General features: G+C 66.8%; 20 protein-coding genes and 1 tRNA gene. 13 read left to right on the top strand and 8 right to left on the bottom strand.

Annotated elements, in window-relative coordinates:
• Positions 1 to 56: 56 nt before the first annotated feature.
• The 4 genes from ACETK3_RS00275 (at position 57) to ACETK3_RS00290 (ending at position 7,485) form a co-directional block, all read left to right on the top strand.
• Positions 57 to 986 carry an SURF1 family protein gene (locus ACETK3_RS00275; protein ID WP_306967716.1) on the top strand — a complete coding sequence of 310 codons (930 nt, stop codon included), beginning with the start codon at positions 57 to 59 and terminating at the stop codon, positions 984 to 986.
• A complete protein-coding gene (locus tag ACETK3_RS00280; RefSeq protein WP_236799035.1) occupies positions 983 to 1,492 on the top strand; it encodes a DUF3817 domain-containing protein in 510 nt (169 codons plus the stop codon). The genes ACETK3_RS00275 and ACETK3_RS00280 overlap by 4 nt, the downstream gene beginning before the upstream one ends.
• 116 nt (positions 1,493 to 1,608) lie before the next feature.
• A complete protein-coding gene (gene guaA, locus ACETK3_RS00285) occupies positions 1,609 to 3,198 on the top strand; it encodes a glutamine-hydrolyzing GMP synthase (RefSeq protein ID WP_306967713.1) in 1,590 nt (529 codons plus the stop codon).
• Between the two features lie 129 nt (positions 3,199 to 3,327).
• Positions 3,328 to 7,485, top strand: a complete 4,158-nt coding sequence (locus ACETK3_RS00290; RefSeq protein ID WP_306967710.1) for a DUF4011 domain-containing protein — start codon at positions 3,328 to 3,330, stop codon at positions 7,483 to 7,485.
• Between the two features lie 102 nt (positions 7,486 to 7,587).
• Here ACETK3_RS00290 and ACETK3_RS00295 read toward each other — a convergent pair whose 3' ends face one another.
• The 3 genes from ACETK3_RS00295 to ACETK3_RS00305 all read right to left on the bottom strand — a co-directional run bounded on the left by ACETK3_RS00295 (position 7,588) and on the right by ACETK3_RS00305 (position 9,448).
• On the bottom strand, positions 7,588 to 8,316 hold the full coding sequence (locus tag ACETK3_RS00295) for an RcpC/CpaB family pilus assembly protein (protein ID WP_237428594.1): 729 nt from the start codon (positions 8,314 to 8,316) through the stop codon (positions 7,588 to 7,590).
• Between the two features lie 115 nt (positions 8,317 to 8,431).
• Entirely contained in the window at positions 8,432 to 8,716 is a 285-nt protein-coding gene (locus tag ACETK3_RS00300) for an FmdB family zinc ribbon protein (protein WP_306967707.1), read from the bottom strand.
• Positions 8,717 to 8,827: 111 nt separating this feature from the next.
• Positions 8,828 to 9,448, bottom strand: a complete 621-nt coding sequence (locus ACETK3_RS00305) for a 5-formyltetrahydrofolate cyclo-ligase (RefSeq protein WP_306967704.1) — start codon at positions 9,446 to 9,448, stop codon at positions 8,828 to 8,830.
• Positions 9,449 to 9,551: 103 nt separating this feature from the next.
• Here ACETK3_RS00305 and galU point away from each other — a divergent pair, with 103 nt between their 5' ends.
• The 6 genes from galU to ACETK3_RS00335 all read left to right on the top strand — a co-directional run bounded on the left by galU (position 9,552) and on the right by ACETK3_RS00335 (position 13,438).
• Positions 9,552 to 10,457: a UTP--glucose-1-phosphate uridylyltransferase GalU gene (galU, locus tag ACETK3_RS00310; RefSeq protein ID WP_237428593.1), complete on the top strand. Its 906-nt coding sequence runs from the start codon at positions 9,552 to 9,554 to the stop codon at positions 10,455 to 10,457.
• 4 nt (positions 10,458 to 10,461) lie between these two features.
• Complete coding sequence (locus tag ACETK3_RS00315) at positions 10,462 to 11,082, top strand: GNAT family N-acetyltransferase (protein WP_373992332.1); 621 nt, start codon at positions 10,462 to 10,464, stop codon at positions 11,080 to 11,082.
• A 105-nt stretch (positions 11,083 to 11,187) separates the two neighbouring features.
• Positions 11,188 to 12,099 (top strand): hypothetical protein, encoded by a 912-nt coding sequence (locus ACETK3_RS00320; RefSeq protein ID WP_373992418.1) that lies wholly within the window; start codon positions 11,188 to 11,190, stop codon positions 12,097 to 12,099.
• 133 nt (positions 12,100 to 12,232) lie between these two features.
• Positions 12,233 to 12,305: transfer RNA gene (locus tag ACETK3_RS00325), tRNA-Ala, on the top strand.
• A gap of 123 nt (positions 12,306 to 12,428) precedes the next feature.
• The gene (locus ACETK3_RS00330; RefSeq protein WP_236799027.1) at positions 12,429 to 12,581 is read left to right on the top strand and encodes a hypothetical protein; all 153 of its coding nucleotides are present in this window, start codon (positions 12,429 to 12,431) and stop codon (positions 12,579 to 12,581) included.
• Between the two features lie 101 nt (positions 12,582 to 12,682).
• A complete protein-coding gene (locus ACETK3_RS00335; protein WP_373992333.1) occupies positions 12,683 to 13,438 on the top strand; it encodes a Pr6Pr family membrane protein in 756 nt (251 codons plus the stop codon).
• Here ACETK3_RS00335 and corA read toward each other — a convergent pair.
• Together corA and ACETK3_RS00345 are read right to left on the bottom strand one after the other, a co-directional pair.
• Positions 13,416 to 14,411, bottom strand: coding sequence for a magnesium/cobalt transporter CorA (gene corA / locus ACETK3_RS00340; protein ID WP_236799025.1), 996 nt, complete (start codon positions 14,409 to 14,411; stop codon positions 13,416 to 13,418). The two genes, ACETK3_RS00335 and corA, sit on opposite strands and share 23 nt — an antisense overlap.
• The gene (locus tag ACETK3_RS00345) at positions 14,412 to 14,906 is read right to left on the bottom strand and encodes an Lrp/AsnC family transcriptional regulator (RefSeq protein WP_236799024.1); all 495 of its coding nucleotides are present in this window, start codon (positions 14,904 to 14,906) and stop codon (positions 14,412 to 14,414) included. It abuts the gene before it with no gap.
• A 169-nt stretch (positions 14,907 to 15,075) separates the two neighbouring features.
• Here ACETK3_RS00345 and ACETK3_RS00350 point away from each other — a divergent pair, with 169 nt between their 5' ends.
• Positions 15,076 to 16,320 carry an MFS transporter gene (locus ACETK3_RS00350; RefSeq protein ID WP_373992334.1) on the top strand — a complete coding sequence of 415 codons (1,245 nt, stop codon included), beginning with the start codon at positions 15,076 to 15,078 and terminating at the stop codon, positions 16,318 to 16,320.
• Positions 16,321 to 16,350: 30 nt separating this feature from the next.
• Here the strand turns inward: ACETK3_RS00350 and ACETK3_RS00355 are convergent, their stop codons facing one another.
• Together ACETK3_RS00355 and ACETK3_RS00360 are read right to left on the bottom strand one after the other, a co-directional pair.
• Positions 16,351 to 16,854 (bottom strand): Lrp/AsnC family transcriptional regulator, encoded by a 504-nt coding sequence (locus ACETK3_RS00355; RefSeq protein WP_373992335.1) that lies wholly within the window; start codon positions 16,852 to 16,854, stop codon positions 16,351 to 16,353.
• A gap of 142 nt (positions 16,855 to 16,996) precedes the next feature.
• A complete protein-coding gene (locus tag ACETK3_RS00360; RefSeq protein ID WP_373992336.1) occupies positions 16,997 to 18,235 on the bottom strand; it encodes an MFS transporter in 1,239 nt (412 codons plus the stop codon).
• Between the two features lie 98 nt (positions 18,236 to 18,333).
• Between ACETK3_RS00360 and ACETK3_RS00365 the strand changes: the two genes are divergently transcribed.
• Together ACETK3_RS00365 and ACETK3_RS00370 are read left to right on the top strand one after the other, a co-directional pair.
• Complete coding sequence (locus ACETK3_RS00365) at positions 18,334 to 19,308, top strand: LysR family transcriptional regulator (protein WP_237428586.1); 975 nt, start codon at positions 18,334 to 18,336, stop codon at positions 19,306 to 19,308.
• A gap of 93 nt (positions 19,309 to 19,401) precedes the next feature.
• Positions 19,402 to 20,382 carry an N-acetylglucosamine kinase gene (locus ACETK3_RS00370; RefSeq protein WP_373992337.1) on the top strand — a complete coding sequence of 327 codons (981 nt, stop codon included), beginning with the start codon at positions 19,402 to 19,404 and terminating at the stop codon, positions 20,380 to 20,382.
• Between the two features lie 17 nt (positions 20,383 to 20,399).
• On the opposite strand, the gene ACETK3_RS00375 is transcribed toward ACETK3_RS00370, so the two are convergent.
• On the bottom strand, positions 20,400 to 21,422 hold the full coding sequence (locus ACETK3_RS00375) for a pirin family protein (protein ID WP_373992338.1): 1,023 nt from the start codon (positions 21,420 to 21,422) through the stop codon (positions 20,400 to 20,402).
• Positions 21,423 to 21,436: the final 14 nt, after the last annotated feature.

The following is a 21,436-nucleotide window of genomic DNA, read 5'->3' on the forward strand; positions in this document are numbered from 1 at the left end:
GGTCCGGATGCCCTGGCGTTTAGTTGTTCTACAGAAGTACGAAGTACGGTTAAGACGTGTGGAAAACAGCCCTTAAGCCCCGATGGATCGCAGGCTTTATCTTCGCGATCGTTCTCTCCGGGGTCTTCGTGCTGCTGAGCCAGTGGCAGTTCGGGCGCTCCACCCAACCCGAGGTGCCCGTCAACCCGGCTTCTGAACAGGTCCAACAGCTCACAAGCACCCTGCAGCCCGGGGAGTTCTTCCACGGAAGCGTCGCAGACCAGATGGTGACGGCGCAGGGAACGTACAGCCCGGACAAGCAGGTCCTGGTTCCCGGCAGGCTCCACGACGGCAAAAGCGGCTACTGGGTGGTGTCCGCCTTCGCCGTCAACGGTGCCCCGGCCCTGACGGGCGCGGGCGCATCTCCCCAAACCTGGATCCCAGTGGCACGCGGGTGGGTAGCCGAGCCGGGGGATGCGGCAGCACCGCCGTCGGGCGTTGTTGAACTAACCGGACGCCTCCTGCCATCCGAGGCGCCGGTGGCCGGGAAGTCGCCCAAGCCGGGGGAGGCCACGGCTGTTTCCGTCGCCGAGCTCATCAACTACTGGGACGTGAGCAGCTACCCGGGCTTTGTGTCTGCCACCGCCGAGGTGGTGGGCGGCCAGGACGTCAGCGCCTCAGCCGTCCCTGGAAAGCTCCTGCCCCTGGATATCGGGCCGCAGCCCCCCGGGCAGCACATCAACTGGCTCAACCTGTTCTATTCCATCGAATGGGTCGTCTTCGCCGGTTTCGCCTTCTTCATCTGGTGGCGCCTGGTCAAGGACGACTACCACCGCGATCTCGAGGAGGCCCTCGAGGACGCCGATGAAGCCCCCGCAGGCGGCCTCCACGAAACACAGCCTCTTCAGCAGCAGCCTGACCAGCACCAGCCTGAACAGCAGCAGCCTGACCAGCACCAGCCTGAACAGCAGCAGCCTGACCAGCACCAGCAGAAGGTACAGCCATGATTGATCCGAAACCCGCCACCCCATCCCCGCAGGCATCCGGCGGCAAGACTTCCGGCAAGAAGCGCCGCTTCGGCGGTACTGAGGCACAGATCCGGTCGGCCCTGAAGTTCTACAAGGTCATGGCCTACCTCACCGGCACCATGCTGCTCCTGCTCTGCGCCGAACTCGTGGCGCGGTACGGCTTCGGGCAGTACCTGTTCGCAGGCGGCACCAACGCAGTGACCGGCCAGCCGTTCGGCTTCGGATTCGCCGACGCCGAGCCGGCCGGGGTGATCAACGGCGTCAACGTCTCCGTCACGGTGCTGATCGTGCACGGCTGGATGTACGTGGTGTACCTGATCTCCAACTTCCGGCTGTGGTCGCTCATGCGCTGGCCGTTCCTGAAGCTAATCCTGTTGGCACTGGGTGGCGTGGTGCCGTTCCTGTCCTTCATCGTCGAGAAGAAGTTCCACGCCGAGGTGGAGGCCGAGCTGGCCGCCAACCCGCAGGCCCCGCAGCGCTACTGATCCCCTCCGCAGTGGGCTGCGCACAGGCAGCCGACCGGCCGCCGTCGGACGTTTGCTCCGTCACAGCGCGGCCTCCCAAGGTGCGCCGGTGCAACGGCGCCAAGTAGGCTATTACGGTGACTACTCCCACTGCATCCCAGACTTCCCAGAAGCCGGTGCTGGTTGTTGATTACGGTGCCCAGTACGCGCAGCTGATTGCCCGCCGCGTCAGGGAAGCGAATGTGTATTCGGAAGTGGTTCCGCATACTTACTCCACCGAGCAGCTCCTGGCCAAGAATCCCGCCGCCATCATCCTTTCCGGCGGCCCTTCCAGCGTTTATGCCGACGGCGCCCCGAGCGTTGGTGCCGACCTCTTCGAGGCCGGCGTCCCCGTCTTTGGCATCTGCTACGGGTTCCAGGCCATGGCCAACGCGCTGGGCGGCAAGGTGGACAAGACCGGCCTGCGGGAGTACGGATCCACCGAGACCACCATCCTGGGCGAGGGGCGTTCCGTGCTGGAAGGCATGCCCCAGCACCAGAAGACCTGGATGAGCCACGGCGACTCCGTCCACTCTGCGCCCGAAGGCTTCGAGGTGCTGGCCACGACCGCGGGCGCGGAGGTGGCTGCCTTCGCCAACGAGGAAAAGGGTCTCTTCGGTGTGCAGTGGCACCCGGAGGTCAAGCACTCCGCCTACGGACAGCAGGTGCTTGAAAACTTCCTGTTCAACTGCGCCAAGATTGAGCCCAACTGGACCACCGGGAACATCCTGGAGGAGCAGGTGGAGCGGATCCGCCAGCAGATCGGGGATTCCCGGGTTATCTGCGGGCTTTCCGGCGGCGTCGATTCAGCAGTGGCGGCAGCGCTGGTCCAGCGTGCCGTGGGCGACCAGCTCACCTGTGTGTTCGTGGACCACGGACTGCTGCGCGAGGGCGAAGCGGAACAGGTGGAACGCGACTTCGTGGCCGCCACCGGCGTCAAGCTGTACGTGGCCAACGAACAGGAGCGCTTCCTTTCGGCACTGGCAGGCGTCAGCGATCCCGAAACCAAGCGCAAGATCATTGGCCGCGAGTTCATCCGCGCCTTCGAAGAAGCCGAACTGGCCATCATTGCCGACGCTGCCGCGCACGGCGAGAAGATCAAGTTCCTGGTCCAGGGCACCCTCTACCCGGACGTCGTCGAGTCCGGCGGCGGCGAAGGTGCGGCGAACATCAAGAGTCACCACAACGTGGGCGGGCTTCCCGAGGACCTGCAGTTCGAGCTCGTCGAACCGCTGCGCGCCCTGTTCAAGGATGAAGTCCGCGCCGTGGGCGCCCAGCTGGGGCTGCCGCAGGAGATCGTGGGCCGCCAGCCGTTCCCCGGCCCCGGCCTGGGCATCCGGATTGTCGGCGAGGTCACCAAGGAGCGGTTGGACCTGCTCCGCAAGGCGGACGCCATCGCGCGCGCCGAGCTGACCGAGGCCGGCCTGGACAACGAGGTCTGGCAGATGCCGGTAGTGCTGCTGGCGGACGTCCGCAGCGTCGGCGTCATGGGCGACGGCCGCACCTACGGCCACCCCATCGTGCTGCGTCCCGTTTCGTCCGAGGACGCCATGACCGCCGACTGGTCGCGCCTGCCCTACGACCTCCTGGCCAGGATTTCCAACCGGATCACCAACGAGGTGGACGGCGTCAACCGGGTGGTGCTGGACGTCACCAGCAAGCCGCCGGGAACCATCGAGTGGGAATAGCTTCCTAAGTGGCCGGCCTCCGCCAGCGGGGGCCGGCCACTGCTTTTCCCGAATGAATCCTCCGCAATTTCCCGTGCTCCAGTGTTGCGGTCGCTCAAGTCCGGCGCCGAAGCGGCTACTCTCGAACCTATGCCGGTATGGTCCAGGACGTCACGTGCAAACGCAGAAAAGAAGGCAGAAGTGTCAGTTGGTCAAGGCCACCCGGAGGGCTCGGAAGAGCTTCGTAAATGGCTGTCCGGGCTCAAACCCGTCACCGGTGCGGACACGATGCTGCGCTTCACCAAGACGCCCGAAGGTTCCATCGACCTCACCTCGGCACACCCCTCCGGACTCGCCCAGCTCATGGCCGGGCGCCGCACACGGCTGTCCACGCTGATCCGGGACCGGCAGCAGTACGTGGTCGCGGCAAGGGCTTCACGCAACATCCGGTCCAAGATCTTTGAGCTCGCCAATGACCGCGGTATCGATGCCGGGTACCTGTCCGCAGGCACCGTGGTGTGGACATCCGCCGTCGGGGGCAAACCCCAGCGTGTGTCCGCCCCCGTGATGCTGACCGCCATCTCCCTTACGGTTCGGCCAGGGGAGGACGACTTTGAACTGCAGCTCACCGAGCAGGCACAGATCAACCCGGCATTGGTGCGGCACCTGAAGAACATCCACGGCATCGTCTTCGACGTCAACGCCGTGACGCGCCTGGCCTACAGCACCGCCCGGTTCGACCCCCAGCCCGTCCTGGACCGGCTGGCCACCCTGATCCGGCCCATCCACGGGGCGGAAACCCAGCACAACCTGCTCGTTTCCACCTTCGCCGACCTCTCCGGCAACCTGGACGACCCCTGGATCAACGACACACACCCCATCGTGTCCGCACTGGCCACCGCCGCCGGCGGCGAGATGGTGGACATTGAAGAACCGGACCCGTCCCGCTTCCCGCAGCTGGACAACCGGCACCCCAAGGACGAACTGCTCCTGCTGGACGCGGACACGGACCAGCAGTACGTAATCGATGCAGCCCGCGCCGGGGACTCCCTGGTGGTCACCAGCCCGCCCGGCACCGGCCAGACCCAGACCGCGATCAACACCATCGGTGCCCTGGTGGATGCCGGAAAGACCGTGCTGGTGGTGGGCGACCGGCGCGCCAGCCTCAATGAGGTGTCCGGACACCTGGAGTCGCTGGGACTGGAGTCCATCCTGTTCCAGCTCACCGGGAATGTCACCGCCCAACAGCTGAAGGGCCAGTTGGTCCGGGCGATCGTCCGCAACGAGAAGTCGCTGGAACCGCAGCTCGGGAACCTGCACAACACCCTCACCGAGCACCGGCATGCGCTGATGGACCACGTGGCATCGCTGCACAACGTCCGCGACCGGTGGGGCTGCTCGCCGTACCAGGCCATGCAGTCCCTCGCCGAACTCACGTCCATCCACCCGGCACCGGCCACCACCGTCCGGCTTAAGCGCAGCGTCCTGGACAGCATCCGGGACCGCGATGAACTGGCCGGCCGGCTTCGCCGTGCTGCCGAACTGGGCAGCTTCAGCAAGGCGGCCACCACCAGCCCCTGGCACGGCGCAAGGCTGCTGACCCGCAAGGAAACCGAGGAAGCCCAGGACCTGGTCCGGTCCGTGGCCAAGAGCCTTCCCATCCTCCGCGACCGGATGGACGCAGTTGCCGAGCACGCCGAAATCCGCTTGGGCGAATCCTTTGCCGAGTGGGGCGAGCAGCTGGAACTGCTGGTTGCCGTCCGCGGCAGCCTGGACAAGTTCACCCCGGACATCTTCGACCGCCCGGTGACGGACCTGATCTCCGCCACTGCACCGTCCTCGTGGCGGCGTGAGCGCGGCATCGAGCTGACGGCCATGCAGCGCTCCAGGCTGCGCCGGGTGGCCAAGGAATATGTGCGTCCGGGCGTCCACATCGCGGACCTGCACTCGTCCCTGCTGCTGGTGCAGGAACAGCGGGCCCTGTGGGCGGGATACGCCACAACGCAGCGGCACCCTGCCGTTCCATCGGGCTTGGCCGAAATGAACGCCATGTACCGCTCCCTGGACAAGGAGTTGGCGCAGCTGGGCGAGGCGCTGCGGCATACGGAAGACGGTGGGTCGCTGACCGGCGTTCCCTACCCGCAGCTGATGGAACGCCTGGAGCGCCTGGTGGCGGACACCGATACGCTCAAGACCCTGCCCGAACGCACACTCCTCATCGAGAACATGCGCGAACACGGCCTGGGTGAACTCCTTGCCGACCTTGCTGAACGGGAAGTACCCGAAGGATCGGTCGCGGCCGAATTGGAACTGGCCTGGTGGCAGTCCGCGCTCGAGGCAATGATCAGCGGTGACGACTACCTGGCCATGTCCGACGGCGACGCACTGCGCCGGCTCGAAGCAGAGTACCGCCTCGCAGACAATGCGCACATTGCCAGCGGCGCAGCCCGGCTGCGGTGGGCCCTGGCGGAGCGGTGGCGCACCGCTATTGCCGCCCAGCCGCGGCAGGCCGGCCTCCTGCGCAGCCTGCTGAAGGACGGGCGGGTCTCCCTGCCCGCCCTGACCGCACAGGCGCCTGACCTGATCGGGACGCTGGTTCCCGTCTGGTCTGTCAGTCCCTACCTCATGACGGGCCTGCTGCCAGCGGAACAGCACTTCGACGCGGTGGTGATCCTCGATGCTGAGGCCACCTCCCTGCAGGCCGTCCTGCCCTCGATTGCCCGTGCACGGCAGGTCATTGCCTTCGGTGATTCCCGCATTGCCACGCCGCGGACCTTCACCGTGGGAGTGGAGCGGCTGGCGCCCGGCGAGTCGGCGCACCATCGTGTGGAAAGCGCCTTTACCGCGCTCTCCGCCGTCCTGCCGGTATGGCGGCTCAATGTGGTGTACCGCGCGGTGGACGAAGACTTGGTCCTCCAGCTGAGTAAGAGCTTTTACGACGGCGGCCTGCGCCGGCTGCCGGAAGGGCAGTCCGCCACGGGGCTGGACCGGTCCCTGCTGGTTGAGTACCTGCCGGACGGCACCGGCCTGCCCAGTGCCGACCACGAGGGTGTGGAATCCGTCGTCGCGGAGGTCAACCGCGTTGTGGAACTGGTCTTCGAGCACGCCAGGATGCGCCCCCGAACGTCCCTCGCCGTCGTAACCGCCAGCCTCCGGCACGCGGCCCGGATTGGCGAGTCCATCAGGCTCCAGCTGTCCAACCAGCCCGGCCTCGCCGGATTCTTTGGGGCCGGCCCAGAGTCCTTCCGGGTGGTTGACCTGGAACGCGCCCAAGGCCTGGTGCGTGACCACGTCATCTTCTCGCCGGGATTCGGGCGGACCCCCCACGGCCGTGCACTCCACAACTTCGGGCCGCTGTCCGCCGAGGGCGGCCGGGAAAAGTTTGCCCTGGCGATGACCCGGGCACGGCGTTCCCTGCACGTGCTGACCTGCTTCCGGCCGGAAGACCTGGACCACACCCGCCTCACCCACGGGGCGGTGGACCTTTACACGCTGCTGAACCGGGAAATCTCCGGCAACACGGACCTGGGCACTCCGGCGTCCCGTGCCGCTGCCAGCGAACAGGCACTCGGAGCGGATCCCCTGGTAGCGGATCTGGGGGACAGGCTGCGCGCCCGCGGCGCCCGGGTGTGGCACCAGTACGACGGCGCCATCGACGTTGTCGCCGCGGCCGACCCCCTGAACACCATGGGCCAGGACGACCTGGACCTGCCCCGGCCTGTGGCCATCGAATCCGACGGCACCAACCAGTACCGCGCCATGAGCGTGCGTGAACGCAGCCGGCTGCGCCCGGAACTGCTGGAACGCCTGGGCTGGCGCTACATGCCGCTGTGGACCATCGAAGTCTTCACCGACCCCTCGACCTGCGCCGACCGCATAGCGGGGTACCTGGGACTTGAGAACATCGTGCTCCCTGGTAGGACCACGACCTCTACGGGCTTCCTTGACGACGATGTCCACCAGGCGCTCAATGGAATCGATACCGCATCATCGGCGGCTTCCGTGGGCAAAGAAGATTTGAGCAGAGAAGAATTGGGCAAGGAAGACAGGGCCGGGAAAGCCGGTCCCGAGGAAGACATGCACTACGACGAAAACAAGAACGGAAACCCTGAACCTGGCACTGACGCTGCTGCGTCGGGGGCGCCTGCGGCACCCGGCCCGAATGCCCCTGCGGCGCGGGCGGCACAGGGCGGCAGCGAGGAAATCCTTCCGAGCAAGGCCGCAGAGGACGATGCGCGCAGCTGGGGAGACCGGGAGGACGACCACGACACGTGGTTGAAGGAACAGAAACCACCGCACTGGGGCTGACCGCGCAGGGCTGACCAGGGTGTCCAGTTTGGACTGCGGGTCCGGGTTGGACTGCGTGTCTGGTTTGGATGGAGCGCCCGCTTCGGCCTTGCATGGCTGATGTCACGGCGGCCCGACAAGGACGAAGAACAGCCGGCCCTGGGTTGAGGCTCCGGCCAGACGGGACGATTGTTCTGCGTTGGCCGCCACCACGATCAGTCCATCCGTCTCCGTGGTGCCCAGCCATTGCCCGCCCTGGCCGCCGTTGTTCGACGTCCACAGGACGGGGACGGCAGATGCCAGGACCTGGGAGGGACCCTGCTGGTCAAACCCGTTGGCTGATGTCAGCACCACATTGACCAGTTGGCCGGGGGAGACCAGCTGTGTGGACGAAGGGTCCGCCATGCGCAGGGGAACAGCCGCTGAACCGGGCGGAGTGCCAGCCAGCAGTCCGGGACCCAGCAGTTGGGCGTCCGTGAGGAGCTGGCCCTTGCGCATGGGCGCGGCCAGCTGCTTGCCCGTTGCGGCGGCGTCATCCTGCAGGAAGCCGTCCGCCACCATTCCCGGCGGCACCTGGACGTGAGCCAAATCTGCTGTGGTGACGGCGCTTCCGGCGGGAAGATCCCGGGCGGCGGCCAGCGCCCTGACAGTGGAGAGCGGGGCAGGAGTGAGCTGCTGGACCGCAAGGGCTGCAGCTGCGCATAACAACAACGCCGCAGCGAGCCTGCGGTTGCGGTTCACCCAGCTGGCAAACCGTGCCCCCGGGGAACGCTCTTTGCCGCGGCGTGCGATGTTTCGGGGGCTGGCGGGACGCCGGTAGTGGTCGCGGCGACGGCGGGGAAGTCTGGGCATGCGCCCACGCTAGTTGCGGCAACCGCACCTGGGCAGCCAGAACGAACGCTATGTGGACAAAGGCGGCCGGCGCTGGAATGCGCCGACCGCCGTCGAACTTAAGGCTTATGCCTGTCTAGCTGGCTGCCGCAGCCGCAGCCGGAGCCGAAGCGGCGGGGGCGGCAGCGGGCGCAGCCGGAGCCGGAGCCGCGGCAGGCGCGGGGGAGACGGAGCTGCCCTTGGAATCGCGCGAGTCGGTGCGGTAGAAACCGGAGCCCTTGAAGACGACACCCACGCTGTTGAACTTCTTCCGCAACGTGCCCTGGCATTCGGGGCAGGACGTCAGGCTGCTGTCCGAAAACGACTGGACAATGTCGAAGGCGTGGCCGCAATCCTTGCAGGCGTAAGCATATGTTGGCACTGGTGCTCCTCCTCTTGGGCAAACGAAAGGTCCCGTGCTGCCACTTGGTAAACCATTAGCAGTCGCAGGGCCTGAGTGCTAATTCTATCACTGCCCCTGGACGGGCCGGGGTCAGGCGCCGCCTGTGAGCGGCTGGTACCCGGACGGCGCAAGGACCGCCGGGACCGGCCGGTCGAACTCCTCTGCAGGAATCCGCCCCGCAGGCAGCAATTCATCGTCGTAGATAACAGCGGCCAGGGGAATTTCCTTCCCGGCTGTCGCAAGGTGTCCCAGGAACTTGTCGTAGTACCCGCCGCCCTGGCCGATCCTGTTACCGGCACGATCCACCGCGGTGGCCGGAATGAAAAGCACTGCCGCTGCGCCTGCCGTCTCCGGCCCGTGCCGGGGTCCGGCGGGCTCAAGGATGGGTGCATATTTGCTGCGTTCAAAGCTGGTTTCCGGCGTCCAGAACACCCAGCTCAACTCCCTGCCGGGTTCACACACCGGAAGCAGCACTCTGTGTCCGCTGCTGTGCAAAGCATTCACGAGCGGCAGGGTGGGCGGTTCTTGTCCCACGCCGAGGTACACGCACGCTATGCCGGGCTGGCCGCCGGTAACCGTCCCGGCCCAGGCTTCGCCGTGCACAGCCAAGGCGTTGCCTGCCGCTTCCAGTTGCGCCGGGGTTAGCCCCGCGCGCCGGCGTCGGTGGGCGGCCCGGATATCGTCCTTGACCGCGTTCGTTTCCTGCAGCATGGTGTCCTTCCTGCGTTGCCGGCACTCAGCGGCTTCTGGCCGGATGCCAGCCTGCCGCGCCGGTGGTTACTGAAATGCTTGACGCTGACGTTAGATTAGTCCGGTGAGCACCAGTAACCCCAGAGTCCGCAAAGCCGTCATTCCCGCCGCGGGCCTGGGCACCAGGTTCCTGCCCGCCACGAAGGCGATGCCCAAGGAAATGCTTCCCGTCGTGGATAAGCCTGCCATCCAGTATGTGGTGGAGGAAGCCGTGCACGTGGGCCTCAACGACGTGCTGATGATTACCGGCCGCAACAAGCGCGCCCTGGAAGACCACTTCGACCGGGTGCCCTCCCTCGAATCGACGCTGGAGGACAAGGGCGACACGGAAAAGCTTGCGTCCATCCAGGCGGCCAGCCAACTGGGCGACATCCACTACGTCCGGCAGGGCGACCCCCACGGACTGGGGCATGCGGTGCTCCGGGCAAAGCAGCACGTGGGCAACGAAGCCTTCGCCGTCCTGCTGGGGGATGACCTGATTGATGCCCGCGACGAACTGCTCAGCACCATGATCGACGTGCAGGCGAAAACGGGCGGGTCCGTCGTCGCGCTCATCGAGGTGGAGCCGTCGCAGATCAGTGCTTACGGCTGCGCCGACATCCAGGAGATTGACGGAGAAGACTACGTCCGCGTCAACCGGCTGGTGGAGAAGCCCACGCCCGAGGAAGCTCCGTCGAACCTTGCGCTGATTGGGCGCTATGTCCTGCACCCGGCCGTGTTCGAAGTCCTCGAGCACACCGAGCCGGGGAGGGGTGGAGAAATCCAGCTGACGGACGCCCTCCAGGAGCTTGCCACCGGTGATGCCGAGGGGCATGGTGTCTACGGAGTGGTGTTCCGCGGCCGCCGCTACGACACCGGAGACAAGCTGAGCTACCTCAAGGCCTGCGTCCAGTTGGCCGTCGACAGCGAAGACCTGGGCCCGGGCCTGCGGGAATGGCTGCCCGGCTTCGCCGCCGACCTTTCCCGGTAACCCAATGCACACAGGTCCTATTTGGCCAGTCACCCTCGAGTCGGGCGACCTGGTCCTGCGGCCCATCCGGTACCGCGACAAGAAAGAGTGGACCGAGGTACGGTCGCGCAACAGTGAATGGCTGGCGCCGTGGGAGGCATCCAACCCGGACCCGGCGGGCGGCCTCCCTGACTACCGGCACATGGTCCGCTCGCTCAATATGCAGGCTGCCCAGGCCACTGCTCTGCCTTTCCTCATCACCGAGTGGCAGCCGGGCCTTCGGAAACCCGCCATCGTGGGGCAGCTGACAGTATCTTCCATCGTCTGGGGTTCGGCCATGATGGCCACCTTGGGATACTGGGTGGACCGGGGCAGGGCAGGACGGGGGATAGCGCCCACCTCCGTGGCGCTGGTAACCGACCACTGCTTCCAGGCGCTTGGCCTTCACCGTATGGAAATCAACATCCGGCCCGAGAACGGACCAAGCCTGCGGGTGGTGGAGAAACTGGGCTTCCGGGACGAAGGGTACCGGCCACGTTTTCTGCACATCAATGGCAAGTGGGCCGACCACCGCTCGTTCGCCCTCACCGCGGAAGAAGTCCCGGAGGGCCTGTTGGGCCCTTGGCTGGCATCGCGCCGGTCATAAATCCAATGGTTTGCCCTCAGGGGCACGACACACCCTTGGTAATGCGGCCTGAGCAGGCATGATGCTCATACGGTTTTGAGTGTGGACTTCCCCCTTAGCAGCTCAGTGATCCTTGTGGTTGCCGTCGCGCTCTGGATTGTATGGGTTGCCCCTTACGTCCTCCGGAACCGCAGGCACCAGTTCCAGCCCGCCGGCGACTTCCTGGCAGACGCCCCCGCCGATGAAAGGCCGGACCCGCATCCCGGCCTGGTCCTGAACGTCGCCGCCCAGCAGGAGAAAGCCATGGAACCCAGGAAGAGTGCCGCAGGCGCTGCAAGCACCCCACCCCCGCCCAGGTTCCGCGTCCGCTACGGCCGCACTGCCCTGGCCCTTGTGGGACTGCTGTCCCTGGTCACCGCCTTCATCTCGGGTGTGCTGCTTCCGTTCGGCATCGGATCGCCTGCTCTTCCCTTCACCTGCACCCTGGTGACCGTCGCGTCGGTGGCACTGCTGCGCTGGCTCGCTGTCCGTGACCGCAAGGCGAAGGTGAACGCCGCCTTCCGCTCTGCCATGAGTGCCCCGGCACGCCGCCCGCAAGACGCCGTCGTTATTCCTGCCAAGCCCGAGGTGGCTCCCGTGCTGCCGGAAAGCACGCTCTTCGATGCGGAGGCGGGCCAGGCGAAGGTGAAGCCGCTGACGGCCGTGGAGCTGCGTGAAGCGGCCCTCGCCGTCGCAGTGGCTGCCGGTGACACCAGCGCCGCAGCTCCGTCCCCCATTCCCGTGGGCACGCCCTGGGAGCCCGTGGAGGTTCCCAAGCCTGTTTACGTGGAGGCGGCCAAGGCTGAGCGCCCTGAGCCGGAGCCGTTGGAGCTGCCGGAAGCGCCCAAAGCAGTCGGCAAGCCGTCCTTGAAGAAGGGGGCTGCGGAGGCAACGGCAGCAGAGGGCGGCGAAACGGAACAGTTGAGCGCCCAGCAGTTGTCCAAGGCACAGAGCGCCCTGAGTAACCTCGACGACGTCCTCCAGCGCCGCCGCGCCTAGGGCCAAGCGGGGGAGCTTCGCATTACCGGCAGATGCCCGTGTGCGTCGATTGGCGTTGGGGATGGAAAATTTGTAGCCTAGGGACACCGGTTCCGCACCAGCCTGGGATATCTTGCAGGAGGCAGCTGGTTCCGGGGCTATAGCTCAGTTGGTAGAGCGCTTCGTTCGCATCGAAGAGGTCAGGAGTTCGAATCTCCTTAGCTCCACTAAAAGAGCCCGCTGGAAACAGCGGGCTCTTTCGTTGCCTCTTGCCCCATGCTGCGAAGCCTGTCCGCGAAACGCCGGGCAATGCGCGCGCGCTTCCTGCAGCACAGGCCTAGAGTAAGCCCATGGGAATCATCATCGGCCTTCTGGTCCTCTGGCTCATCCTGTCCATCCTTGGCTTCGTCGTGAAGGGCCTTCTCTGGCTCGCCATCATCGGCCTGGTCCTCTTCGTCGCCACCGGCGTCTGGGGTTGGCTGAAACGCAGGGCCAACGCCTGATCATCATCCGCCTGCCGGGCTGCTGTGCGGCCAGGTAGGCGGCTGGTACCAACCGCCCAAGGACCCTGGTCTTTTCGTACCGGCGGCGCCACGCTGGCTCCATGAGCCTTGCAGCGAAGCCGGACGGCCTGACGCCCTTGATTCCTCCGGTCCGGCGCAACCTTGCCGCCAACCACGCCCTGCACCCGGACCGCCCGTGGATCCGTGTCCTTCGGGTCCTCACAGGGCTGGCCGTCCTCGCCGCAGTGGTCCAGAAGACGGTGGATGCAACACGGCCCGGCAACGATGTGGACATCGCCCAGCTGTATTCGGAATTCACCGTGCAGGGGAACCTCGCTTTTGGTCTTGTCCTGATCATTTCGGGAGTACGGCGGCGCGGCTCGCTGCCGTACTGGTGGGACCACTTCTTTGGCGGACTGGTCCTGTACCTGGTCATGACCGGGATCATCTACGTGGTGCTCGTGGCTCCGCCGGGGGAGCCCTGGTGGACCTGGGACCTGTACTGGCCGCAGCTTGTCCACCACCGCCTGGCCCCGTTGGTGGCAGCCCTTGACTGGGTCCTGGTAACCCGCACGGTCCGCGGCCCCTGGTGGCGGCCGGCTGCGTGGCTGGGCTACCCCGTAGTGTTCCTGGCCTTCTCGTGGATCCGGGGCGGGCTGGACGGGTGGTATGTCTACGACTTCCTTGACCCCACCATCGACGGCGGCTGGCCCAGGGTGCTGGCAACCACCGGCCAGGTCCTGGCCGCGTTCCTGGCAGTTGCGGTCCTGGTGCACGCCGCGGGCAACGCGCGGGCGGCGCTGGCAGCCGGGAAGGCCGTCCGGGCCAGGGTTCCTAAATCCAGCCCTTCTTTTTGAAGATCCCGTACATGAGCGCCCCGGCGGCAACCATGAGGACCAGGGCGTAGGGATAGCCGAAGGTCCAGTGGAGCTCGGGCATGGTGTCGAAGTTCATCCCGTAGATGCCGGCGACGAAGGAAGGCGCGAACAGGATGGCAGCCCAAGAGGAAATCTTCTTCACCTGCTCGTTTTGCTCGGCGCTGGCCTCGTTCTGCCGGTTCGCCGTGAGGGTTCCGTCCAGGGTCAGGGCGTTTTGGAGCAGGTCCCGGAAGGAATCCGCCCGGGAAATCACCCGCTCGACATGGTCTTCCACATCGCGCAGGCGGTGCCGCAGGTCGCCTTCAACCTGGTACTTTTCGAAGCCCCTTTTGAGCTGGTCCAGCATCTCCGGCAGGGGGTGGATGGCGCGCTGGAATTGGATGACTTCACGTGCCAGTTCATAGATGCGGCGGGACACGGAAGAGTCGCCGCTGAACAGCTGGTCCTCGATCTCGTCAATGTCGTTCTCCAGCCCGGCCACCACCGGCGCGTAGTCGTCCACCACGCGGTCCAGCAGGGCATACAGCACCGCTTCGGGTCCGTACTGGAGGAGATCAGGCCTTTCCTCCAGCCGCCGTCGAACGGTAGCCACACCAGCTGTTTCGGCGTGCCGTACGGTCACCACGAAGTTCTTGCCCGTGAAGACGTGGAGTTCACCGAACTCCACCGTCTCGTCCTCATCCAGGTACCGCGCTGGCCGGAGTACCGTGAAAAGGTTGTCATCGTAACGCTCCAGCTTGGGCCGCTGGTGGGCCGAAACAGCGTCCTCCACCGCGAGGGCATGGAGCCCGAACTCGGCGGCCACAGCAGCCATTTCCTCAGCGGTGGGCCGGTAGAGCCCGATCCAGGCCATGCCGCCGTGCCGGGCCAGGGTCTCAAAGGTCTGTTCCAGGTTTTCAGGCTCTGCGTGGCGGACGCCGTTGACGTAGACGGCGTTATCGATGATGGTCATTCAGGAAATCCTAGCCGCCGGGGCTGTCGCGCTGCTGAGGCCGCTGATAAGGGGTTCGGTGCGGTAGGGGATGTGGGTGTGCAGGGCCAGCACCGTCTCCGTCCGGATCACGCCCTTGATCCTCAGGACCTGCCGGAGGGACGACTGGAGGTTGTGCGTGTCGGTGGCCACCACCCGGCACCATACGTCCCCGCGTCCGGAGATCTCGTGGACTTCCAGGACCTGTGGGATGAGCCGCAGCGCCGCCACAACGCCGTCGAGCTCACGGTGGGAGACCTCGATGGTCACGAACGCCACCACGTCATAGCCCACCGCCTCCAGGTCCACTTCGCGGCCGCCCGGGCGCAGCACCCCGGCCCGCAGCAGCCGCCGCACGCGGGACTGGGCCGTGTTGCGGGCGATGCCCAGGGACTCGCTGAGCTCGCCGATCTGGATCCGGGGATCCCTGATGAGGGCCAGGAGGATCTTCAGGTCTGTGGGATCCAACTTGTTCAAGATCGTCACTCTCCATCACGCTGCGCTTCGTAAATTGATTATTCTGCTCAATTATCCTCGCAGTAATGGATGGATAGGGCAGCAGTGCCGCACTCTTGAACCATCAATGTTGTATCCGCGCCGGGCTCCCACAAGGACTACCTGCCGTGGCGATCCCTAAGGCGGCAAAATGACGGTCTTCAGCGAACTGCGGATGCGCCCGGTAACGGCCATGCCCAGCGGGTGGAATGCCTCCACCACCGCGCGGCTGGTAATTTCCGGTGCGGCCATCTTCCTCCTCCTGGTGGGCGCCAACCTGGCCACGCCGCTGTACCCGCTGCTGCAGGCCAACCTGGGCCTGTCCAGCCTTGATGTGACCGCCGCTTTTGCCAGCTACGTCCTGGCGTTGGTGGGAACGCTGCTGCTCGCGGGGCACTGGTCGGACCATATCGGCCGGCGTGCTGCGCTCCTGGTTGCCGTGCTGACCGGGCTGGCGGGCGGCTGGATCTTCGCGGAAGCGGGAACACTGGCCGCCTTGTGCGCGGGCCGGGCACTACAGGGAATGGCTGTCGCGCTGGCCACCGGGGCAAGCGCCGCTGCCCTCCGTGAACTGCTCCCGTCCCGTCCGGAGTGGGCATCGCGCTTTACGTTGCTGGCCTCATCCGGGGGAGTGGCCGCCGGACCCGTCATCGGCGGGCTGCTGTCGCTGCTTCCCGGCCCCACCACGGCCCCGTACGTCGTCCACTCTCTGCTGCTTGCCGGTCTCCTGGTCCCGCTGTACCTGGTCCGTGCCCGCCCGGCCATCATGGTGCCGGCAGTGTCCCGGCCGCTGCATGCCCTGGCCCCGCGCCGGCCTTCCGTTTCCCGCCAGGCGAGGGGCGCATTCTGGCTGGCGTCCGCCGTCGGCTTCCTGAGCTTCGCAGTCTTTGGCTTCTCGCTGTCCCTGGCACCGGGTTACTTTGCCCAGGTCCTTGGCACTGACTCCCGGCCGTTGACCGGTGTGTTGGCCGGCCTGCCACTGGGCGCGTCAGCACTGAGCCAGCTGGTCACCGTCCGGGGCCGTCTGACCGTCCCGGCCGGGCTCGCAGTCCTTGGCGTCTCCGTCATCCTGCTGGGGGCCGCCGGCGCCTGGCACAGCCCCCTGCTGCTGGTGGGGGCCGCCGTGACTGCCGGGCTGGGGCAGGGCCTGTCGTTCCGGATTGTCTTCAACGACGTTGCTGACAGGGTGGAGCCCGCCCGCCATGCCCAGATCATCAGCACCGTCTACGTCATCACCTACCTGGGGAGTGCGGTGCCGGTCCTGGGCCTTGGCTGGGCCAGTGCGGCGTTCGGGATGGCGCCGGCCGTCCAAGGCTTCGTCCTGCTGTGTGGCGTCGCGGCCCTTGGCCTGTCAGCCTGGACGCTCGCAGCCATGGCCGTCCGGCGGCGAAAGTGACCCCCGCCTCCCCAAATGAGCAGGGCAGGGCTAGTCGGGTAGTGGCCCGTGGTTGCCCTGGATGTGTTCGAAGACCAGGGTGGTCTCGGTGTGCCCCACCACGGGATCGGTGGCGAGGTTGTCCAGGACCCAGTCCCGCAGGTCTTCGGTGCTTCCGACGGCGATGTGCAGCAGGTAGTCCACCGAACCTGAGGTGTGGAACGTGGAGAGCACGGCCGGCAGGTGCGGGACGCGTGCGGTGAAGCGATCGATTTGGTCCCGGTCGTGGGCGCGGAGCCGCACGGCCACCAGCGCCTGCACGGACCTGCCGATGGCCGACAGGTTCAGCTTCGCCTCATAGCCCTGCACGATGCCCCGTTCAGACAGCGCCCGGGTGCGCATCAGGGCCGTGGATGGAGCGATCCCCACCAGTTCGGCGAGCTGTTTGTTGGAAATCCTCGCGTCAGAGACGAGGGCTTCCAGGAGCCGTTCGTCGATGGCGTCGAGCGGTTCAAGATGTGGCCCGGGCCTGTGGTTCCTGGGATTCGTACTCACTGCGGTTCCTTCCACGCGATCTTTCGTTCATCCTAGACCGCAGAATCGTCGCCATCCGCTCAGCACGGGCGTGCCCTGCCGAATATCCAAGCCCCTTTTAGGGCGCGGGAAGCCGCTTAATTCACGGGCGGCGCGGCGGACCTCAGGAAGGGGCTGCTTCGGCCCGGGGATGGACGACGGCGACAGTTGCGGCAGTGACGCAGGCCAGCGCCATGACGGCTCCCGCCAGGGCGCCCCAGCCCCACGCCTGGAAGACCAGGCCGCCCGCCCATCCAAGGAGGCTGGAGCCCAGGTAGTAGGCCAGGTTGTACAGCGAGGCCGCCTGGGCCCGGCCGGTACTGGCGATGGCACCGGTCCACCCGGACCCGATGCTGTGGGCGGCGAAGAAGCCCCCGGTGAACACCACCAGCCCGGACAGGATCAGCACCAGGGACGGGGTGAGGGTCAGGGAGAGGCCGGCCACTGCAAGCGCAAGTCCCGCGAGCAGGACGTTCCGGCGGCCATACCTTGTGGTCAGGCCCGCAGCCCAGCGCGAGGAAACAGTGCCGGACAGGTAGGCCAGGAAGATCAGGCTGATCACGGTGGCCGGGAGCCCGAACGGCGCAGCGGACAGCCGGAAACCCAGATAGTTGTAGACGGCCACGAACCCGCCCATCATCAGGAAGGCCTGGGCGTAAATGGCCAGCAGCCGGACATTCCGAAGATGGGCGGCGAGCGTCTGAATGGCGTTCCGGAGGCCGGCGGCCTGGGCCGGAACGAATCCCCGGGCCCGGGGCACCAGGACAAGGAATACGACGGCGGCAACGGTCGCCAGCAGGGACACGGCCAAGGCCGCCGAGCGCCAGCCCCAGAGTTCACCAACCGGCCCCGCCACGAGCCGGCCGGACAGGCCGCCAAGGGTGGTGCCGGCAACATAGCTTCCTGCAGCCAATGCGGCATGGGCTTTGCTGACCTCTTCGTTGAGGTAGGCAATGGCGATGGCGGGAATGCCGCCCAGGGCCATCCCTTCCAGTAGCCGCAGCACAAGCAGCATGGTGAAGTTCGCGGACAACGGCACCAGCAGGCCCAAGACGGTGGCCGCCGTGATGCCCCACATCATGGCCTTCACCCGGCCAATGCGGTCTGCCAGGAAGGACCAGGGGATCACCGTGGCGGCCAGCCCCATGGTGGACAGGGAGATGGTGAGGGCGGCCTCGGCAGCAGTGATGTCCAAGTCGGCCGCCATGAGCGGCAGGACCGCCTGGGTGGTGTAAAGCTGCGCGAAAGTGGCCACACCGGCGCACGCCAGTCCGGCGAGGACGCGGCCGTAGTCACGCGATCCCTTGGGATGCCCACTCCAGACGGGTGAGGGGCCGGTGCCGGCTGGTGCCTTCTGTCGCATCCAGCCAGCGTAGTCCTCCCGAAATGGATGCTTCCAATGCATCTTTCCTGTCAAACTGATATCAATAGTGGGTCATTCGAGGCAAAGGTAACGCAGCAATGGAACCGGACCGGAAACAGTTGGCGCAGCTGCTGCCGCTCCTGCCGGTACTGGCCGAGCTGGGCCGCACCGAGCATGTGACGGAGACAGCCGAGTTGCTTGGAGTACCCCAGTCAACGGTGAGCAGGGCACTGGCCCGGGCCAGCGCCGCCGTCGGCACCGAACTCCTAGTCCGGGACGGGCGCGGGGTCCGCCTGACTCCCGCTGCCCGCACGCTTCTGCCTTACATCGAGCACGCGCTGGCGGAGTTCCAGGCCGGGCTGGACCTGGTCCGGAACGAGTCCCAGGTGGTCAGGGGCACTGTGTCTGTGTCCTTCCAGCACACATTCGGCGAAGCCACCCTGCCCCTGCTGATCAGCGCCTTCCGTACCCGACACCCCGGAACCGCCTTCCGGCTTAGCCAGGGCGCCCGGAACAGCTGTTTGGAGGAGCTTGCTTCCGGCGAAGCCGACCTTGCCCTCACCGCGCCCGTGGCCCCACCCGGGAAGAACCTTGATTCGGCGCCGCTCTACCGTGAGCCGCTCCGGCTGGTGGTGCATCATGGCCACCCGCTGGCGCGGAAGCGGATGGCGGCCGTGGCCGATATCCGGACCGAGCCGTTCGTTGCCCTGGGGCCCGGGTACGGGCTGCGGTCCCTCACCGATGCACTGTTCCGCGAGGCCGGTTACCGCCCGCGGATCGCCTTTGAAAGCCAGGATTCCCACACGGTCCGCGGACTGGTCGCGGCAGGCCTCGGCGTCAGCATCCTCCCGCCGGGCGGTGAGGCGCCGGGCCGCACACTGCGCCCCGAAACGGGCGACCTGGGGTGGGTGGAAGTGCCACTGGATTCCCCGCTCGCCTTCAGGGAGGTCGGCGTGAGCTGGCGGCGCCGGAAGCCCGAAAGCGAACCTGTTCCAGCCAGGCTCTTCCGCGAACTGGTGGTCTCCCAAGGTCCGGGCCTGTTGGCTGGGCTGGTCACCAGGGCGGGCCGCTGAGCAAGTAAGACGGCCGACGGCGGAGCGCGCCGGCCAGGGCCAGGCGCGGCCGGGTGCCGCACGGCACGCCCTCCCCGCAAGTACCCTTGTGACGTGACGAACACCCAGAACCCTTTCGCTCATCCCGTCGAGCCGGCCGCGGAAGCGCCAAGCGACCCGCAGCCGGGCAACCCGCTTCCTGTAAACCCGCTTCACGGCATCACGATCGGGCTGGACATCGGGGGCACCAAAACCCACGGGGTCCGCTTTGAGGACGGCCGGCCTGTCGCGGACGACTCGGCAGGCAGCTCCAACGTCCAGAACGTCACCCGTGGACAGGCGGCCCGCAACCTGGCGGAGCTGTTCGCCCGGATCGGCGGAGGACGTGTGGACCGGGTGTATGCGGGCTCGGGCGGAATCGATACCGACGAGGACGCTGCAGCCCTGACTGCCCTAATCCAGCCGCTGGCCCCGCAAGCACGCGTCACCGTTGTCCACGACTCGCGTTTGCTGCTGGCGGCAGGCCGTGCCGGCACCGGGGTGGCCGTCATCGCAGGGACGGGCTCAGCGGCCTGGGGACGCAATGCCGACGGCGGCGAGGCCCGGGCCGGCGGCTGGGGTTACCTGCTGGGGGATGAAGGCAGCGGCTATTGGCTGGGCCGCGAAGCGGTGCGGCACAGCCTCCGCAGGATGAACCAGGGCCTGCCCATCGACCAGCTCACCGCAGCCCTTCTGCGGTCCTGCGGGCTGGACCACCCCAACAAGCTGATTGCGCTGTTCCACTCCCCGGACACCGGGCGCCGCTTCTGGGCGCAGCAGGCCCGGCACGTGGTGGAGGCGGCAGCTGCCGGGCACCAGGACAGTGCAGCCCTGCTGGCCCAGGCCGGGCAGGACCTTGCTGCCCTGGCGGCACAGGTGCTTGGCCAGCTGAAAATCGACGGGCCGGTGATCCTGGGAGGCGGGCTGGGGATGAATGTTGCTCCCCTGCAGGAGTCATTCCGCCGGAACCTTGCCGCAGCCGGAATCATGGATGTGCGGGTCCTGGACCAGGAACCGGTGTTTGGTGTCCTGCAGCTCCTGGCAGAGCCCGCCTGACCCTTTAGGCAGGACTCCTAGCTGACGGACCGTTTGCGGGGTGTCAGCCGAACGCCGGGAAGCGGGGGAGCCGGGATGCGTCCTGCCTCCGCCCCGGCGTCCGGACCGTGCCCGGGCACCAAGCCGTAGCGGGCGGCGGCCGTTTCGGTGTCCGGCAGCCCCGCCTGCGCTTCCCAGTCATCCCGGGCCTGTTCCACTTCGTCGTGGGTGCGGCCCACAAAGTTCCACCACATCAGCAGTTCCTCACCGAACGGCTCACCGCCGATCAACAGGAAGCGCGTGCCAGGATGCGCCTGCATCCGCAGCTCGCTGCGGCCGGTGCCCAGGTAGCCCAGCGGCCCCGCCGGCAGTTCCTGCCCGTCCACCGCCAGGCCGCCGTCGAGCACCAGGATGCCGTGCTCAAACGCGGGCTCCAGCGGGAGCACCGCCTCCCCTTCGCAGGAAACGTCAGCGCCGACGATTGGCGAGTACATCGTTGCCGGGGACGCCACTCCGGCAAGCTTTCCCACCATCACGGTGGCGGTGAAACCCTGGCCGGCGGCGCGCGGCAGCTCACGGTGCTGTTCGAACGCCGGTTCCCTGTGCCGGTCCCCGTCAGGAAGGGCAACCCACAGCTGCAGTCCCCGCTGCAACGGCAACTCCTGGCCGCCGTCGGAAGGAAGCACCGCGAACTCCGAGTGCGACACGCCCTGCCCCGCAGTCATGATGTTCAGCTCGCCCGGACGCACCACCACATCGCTGCCCACACTGTCCCGGTGCCGGATGTGCCCCGCCAGCGGCCAGGTGACCGTCTGCAGCCCAATGTGGGGGTGCGGGAGGACAGACATGGCGGTCCGGTCGGGGCCAAAGCTGTCCAGGAAGCACCAGGCACCGATCGTCGGCAGTCCGCGCTGGGGCAGCGTGCGTTTGACGTTCATGGCGCGGACTCCGCCCAGCGGCACTTCGCGCTCCGGCCACAGCTGCAGGCACGGGCCCGGGGTGCCTTCGGCAGCGGCAGGCGGGCACAGCTCTTCCTGGGGTGAAATTTCCAAGTTGGTCACGCCTTTACTCTAGG

It is taken from the genome of Arthrobacter sp. E44, assembly GCF_041877125.1.
In the GTDB taxonomy this organism is placed as follows: Bacteria; Actinomycetota; Actinomycetes; order Actinomycetales; family Micrococcaceae; genus Arthrobacter.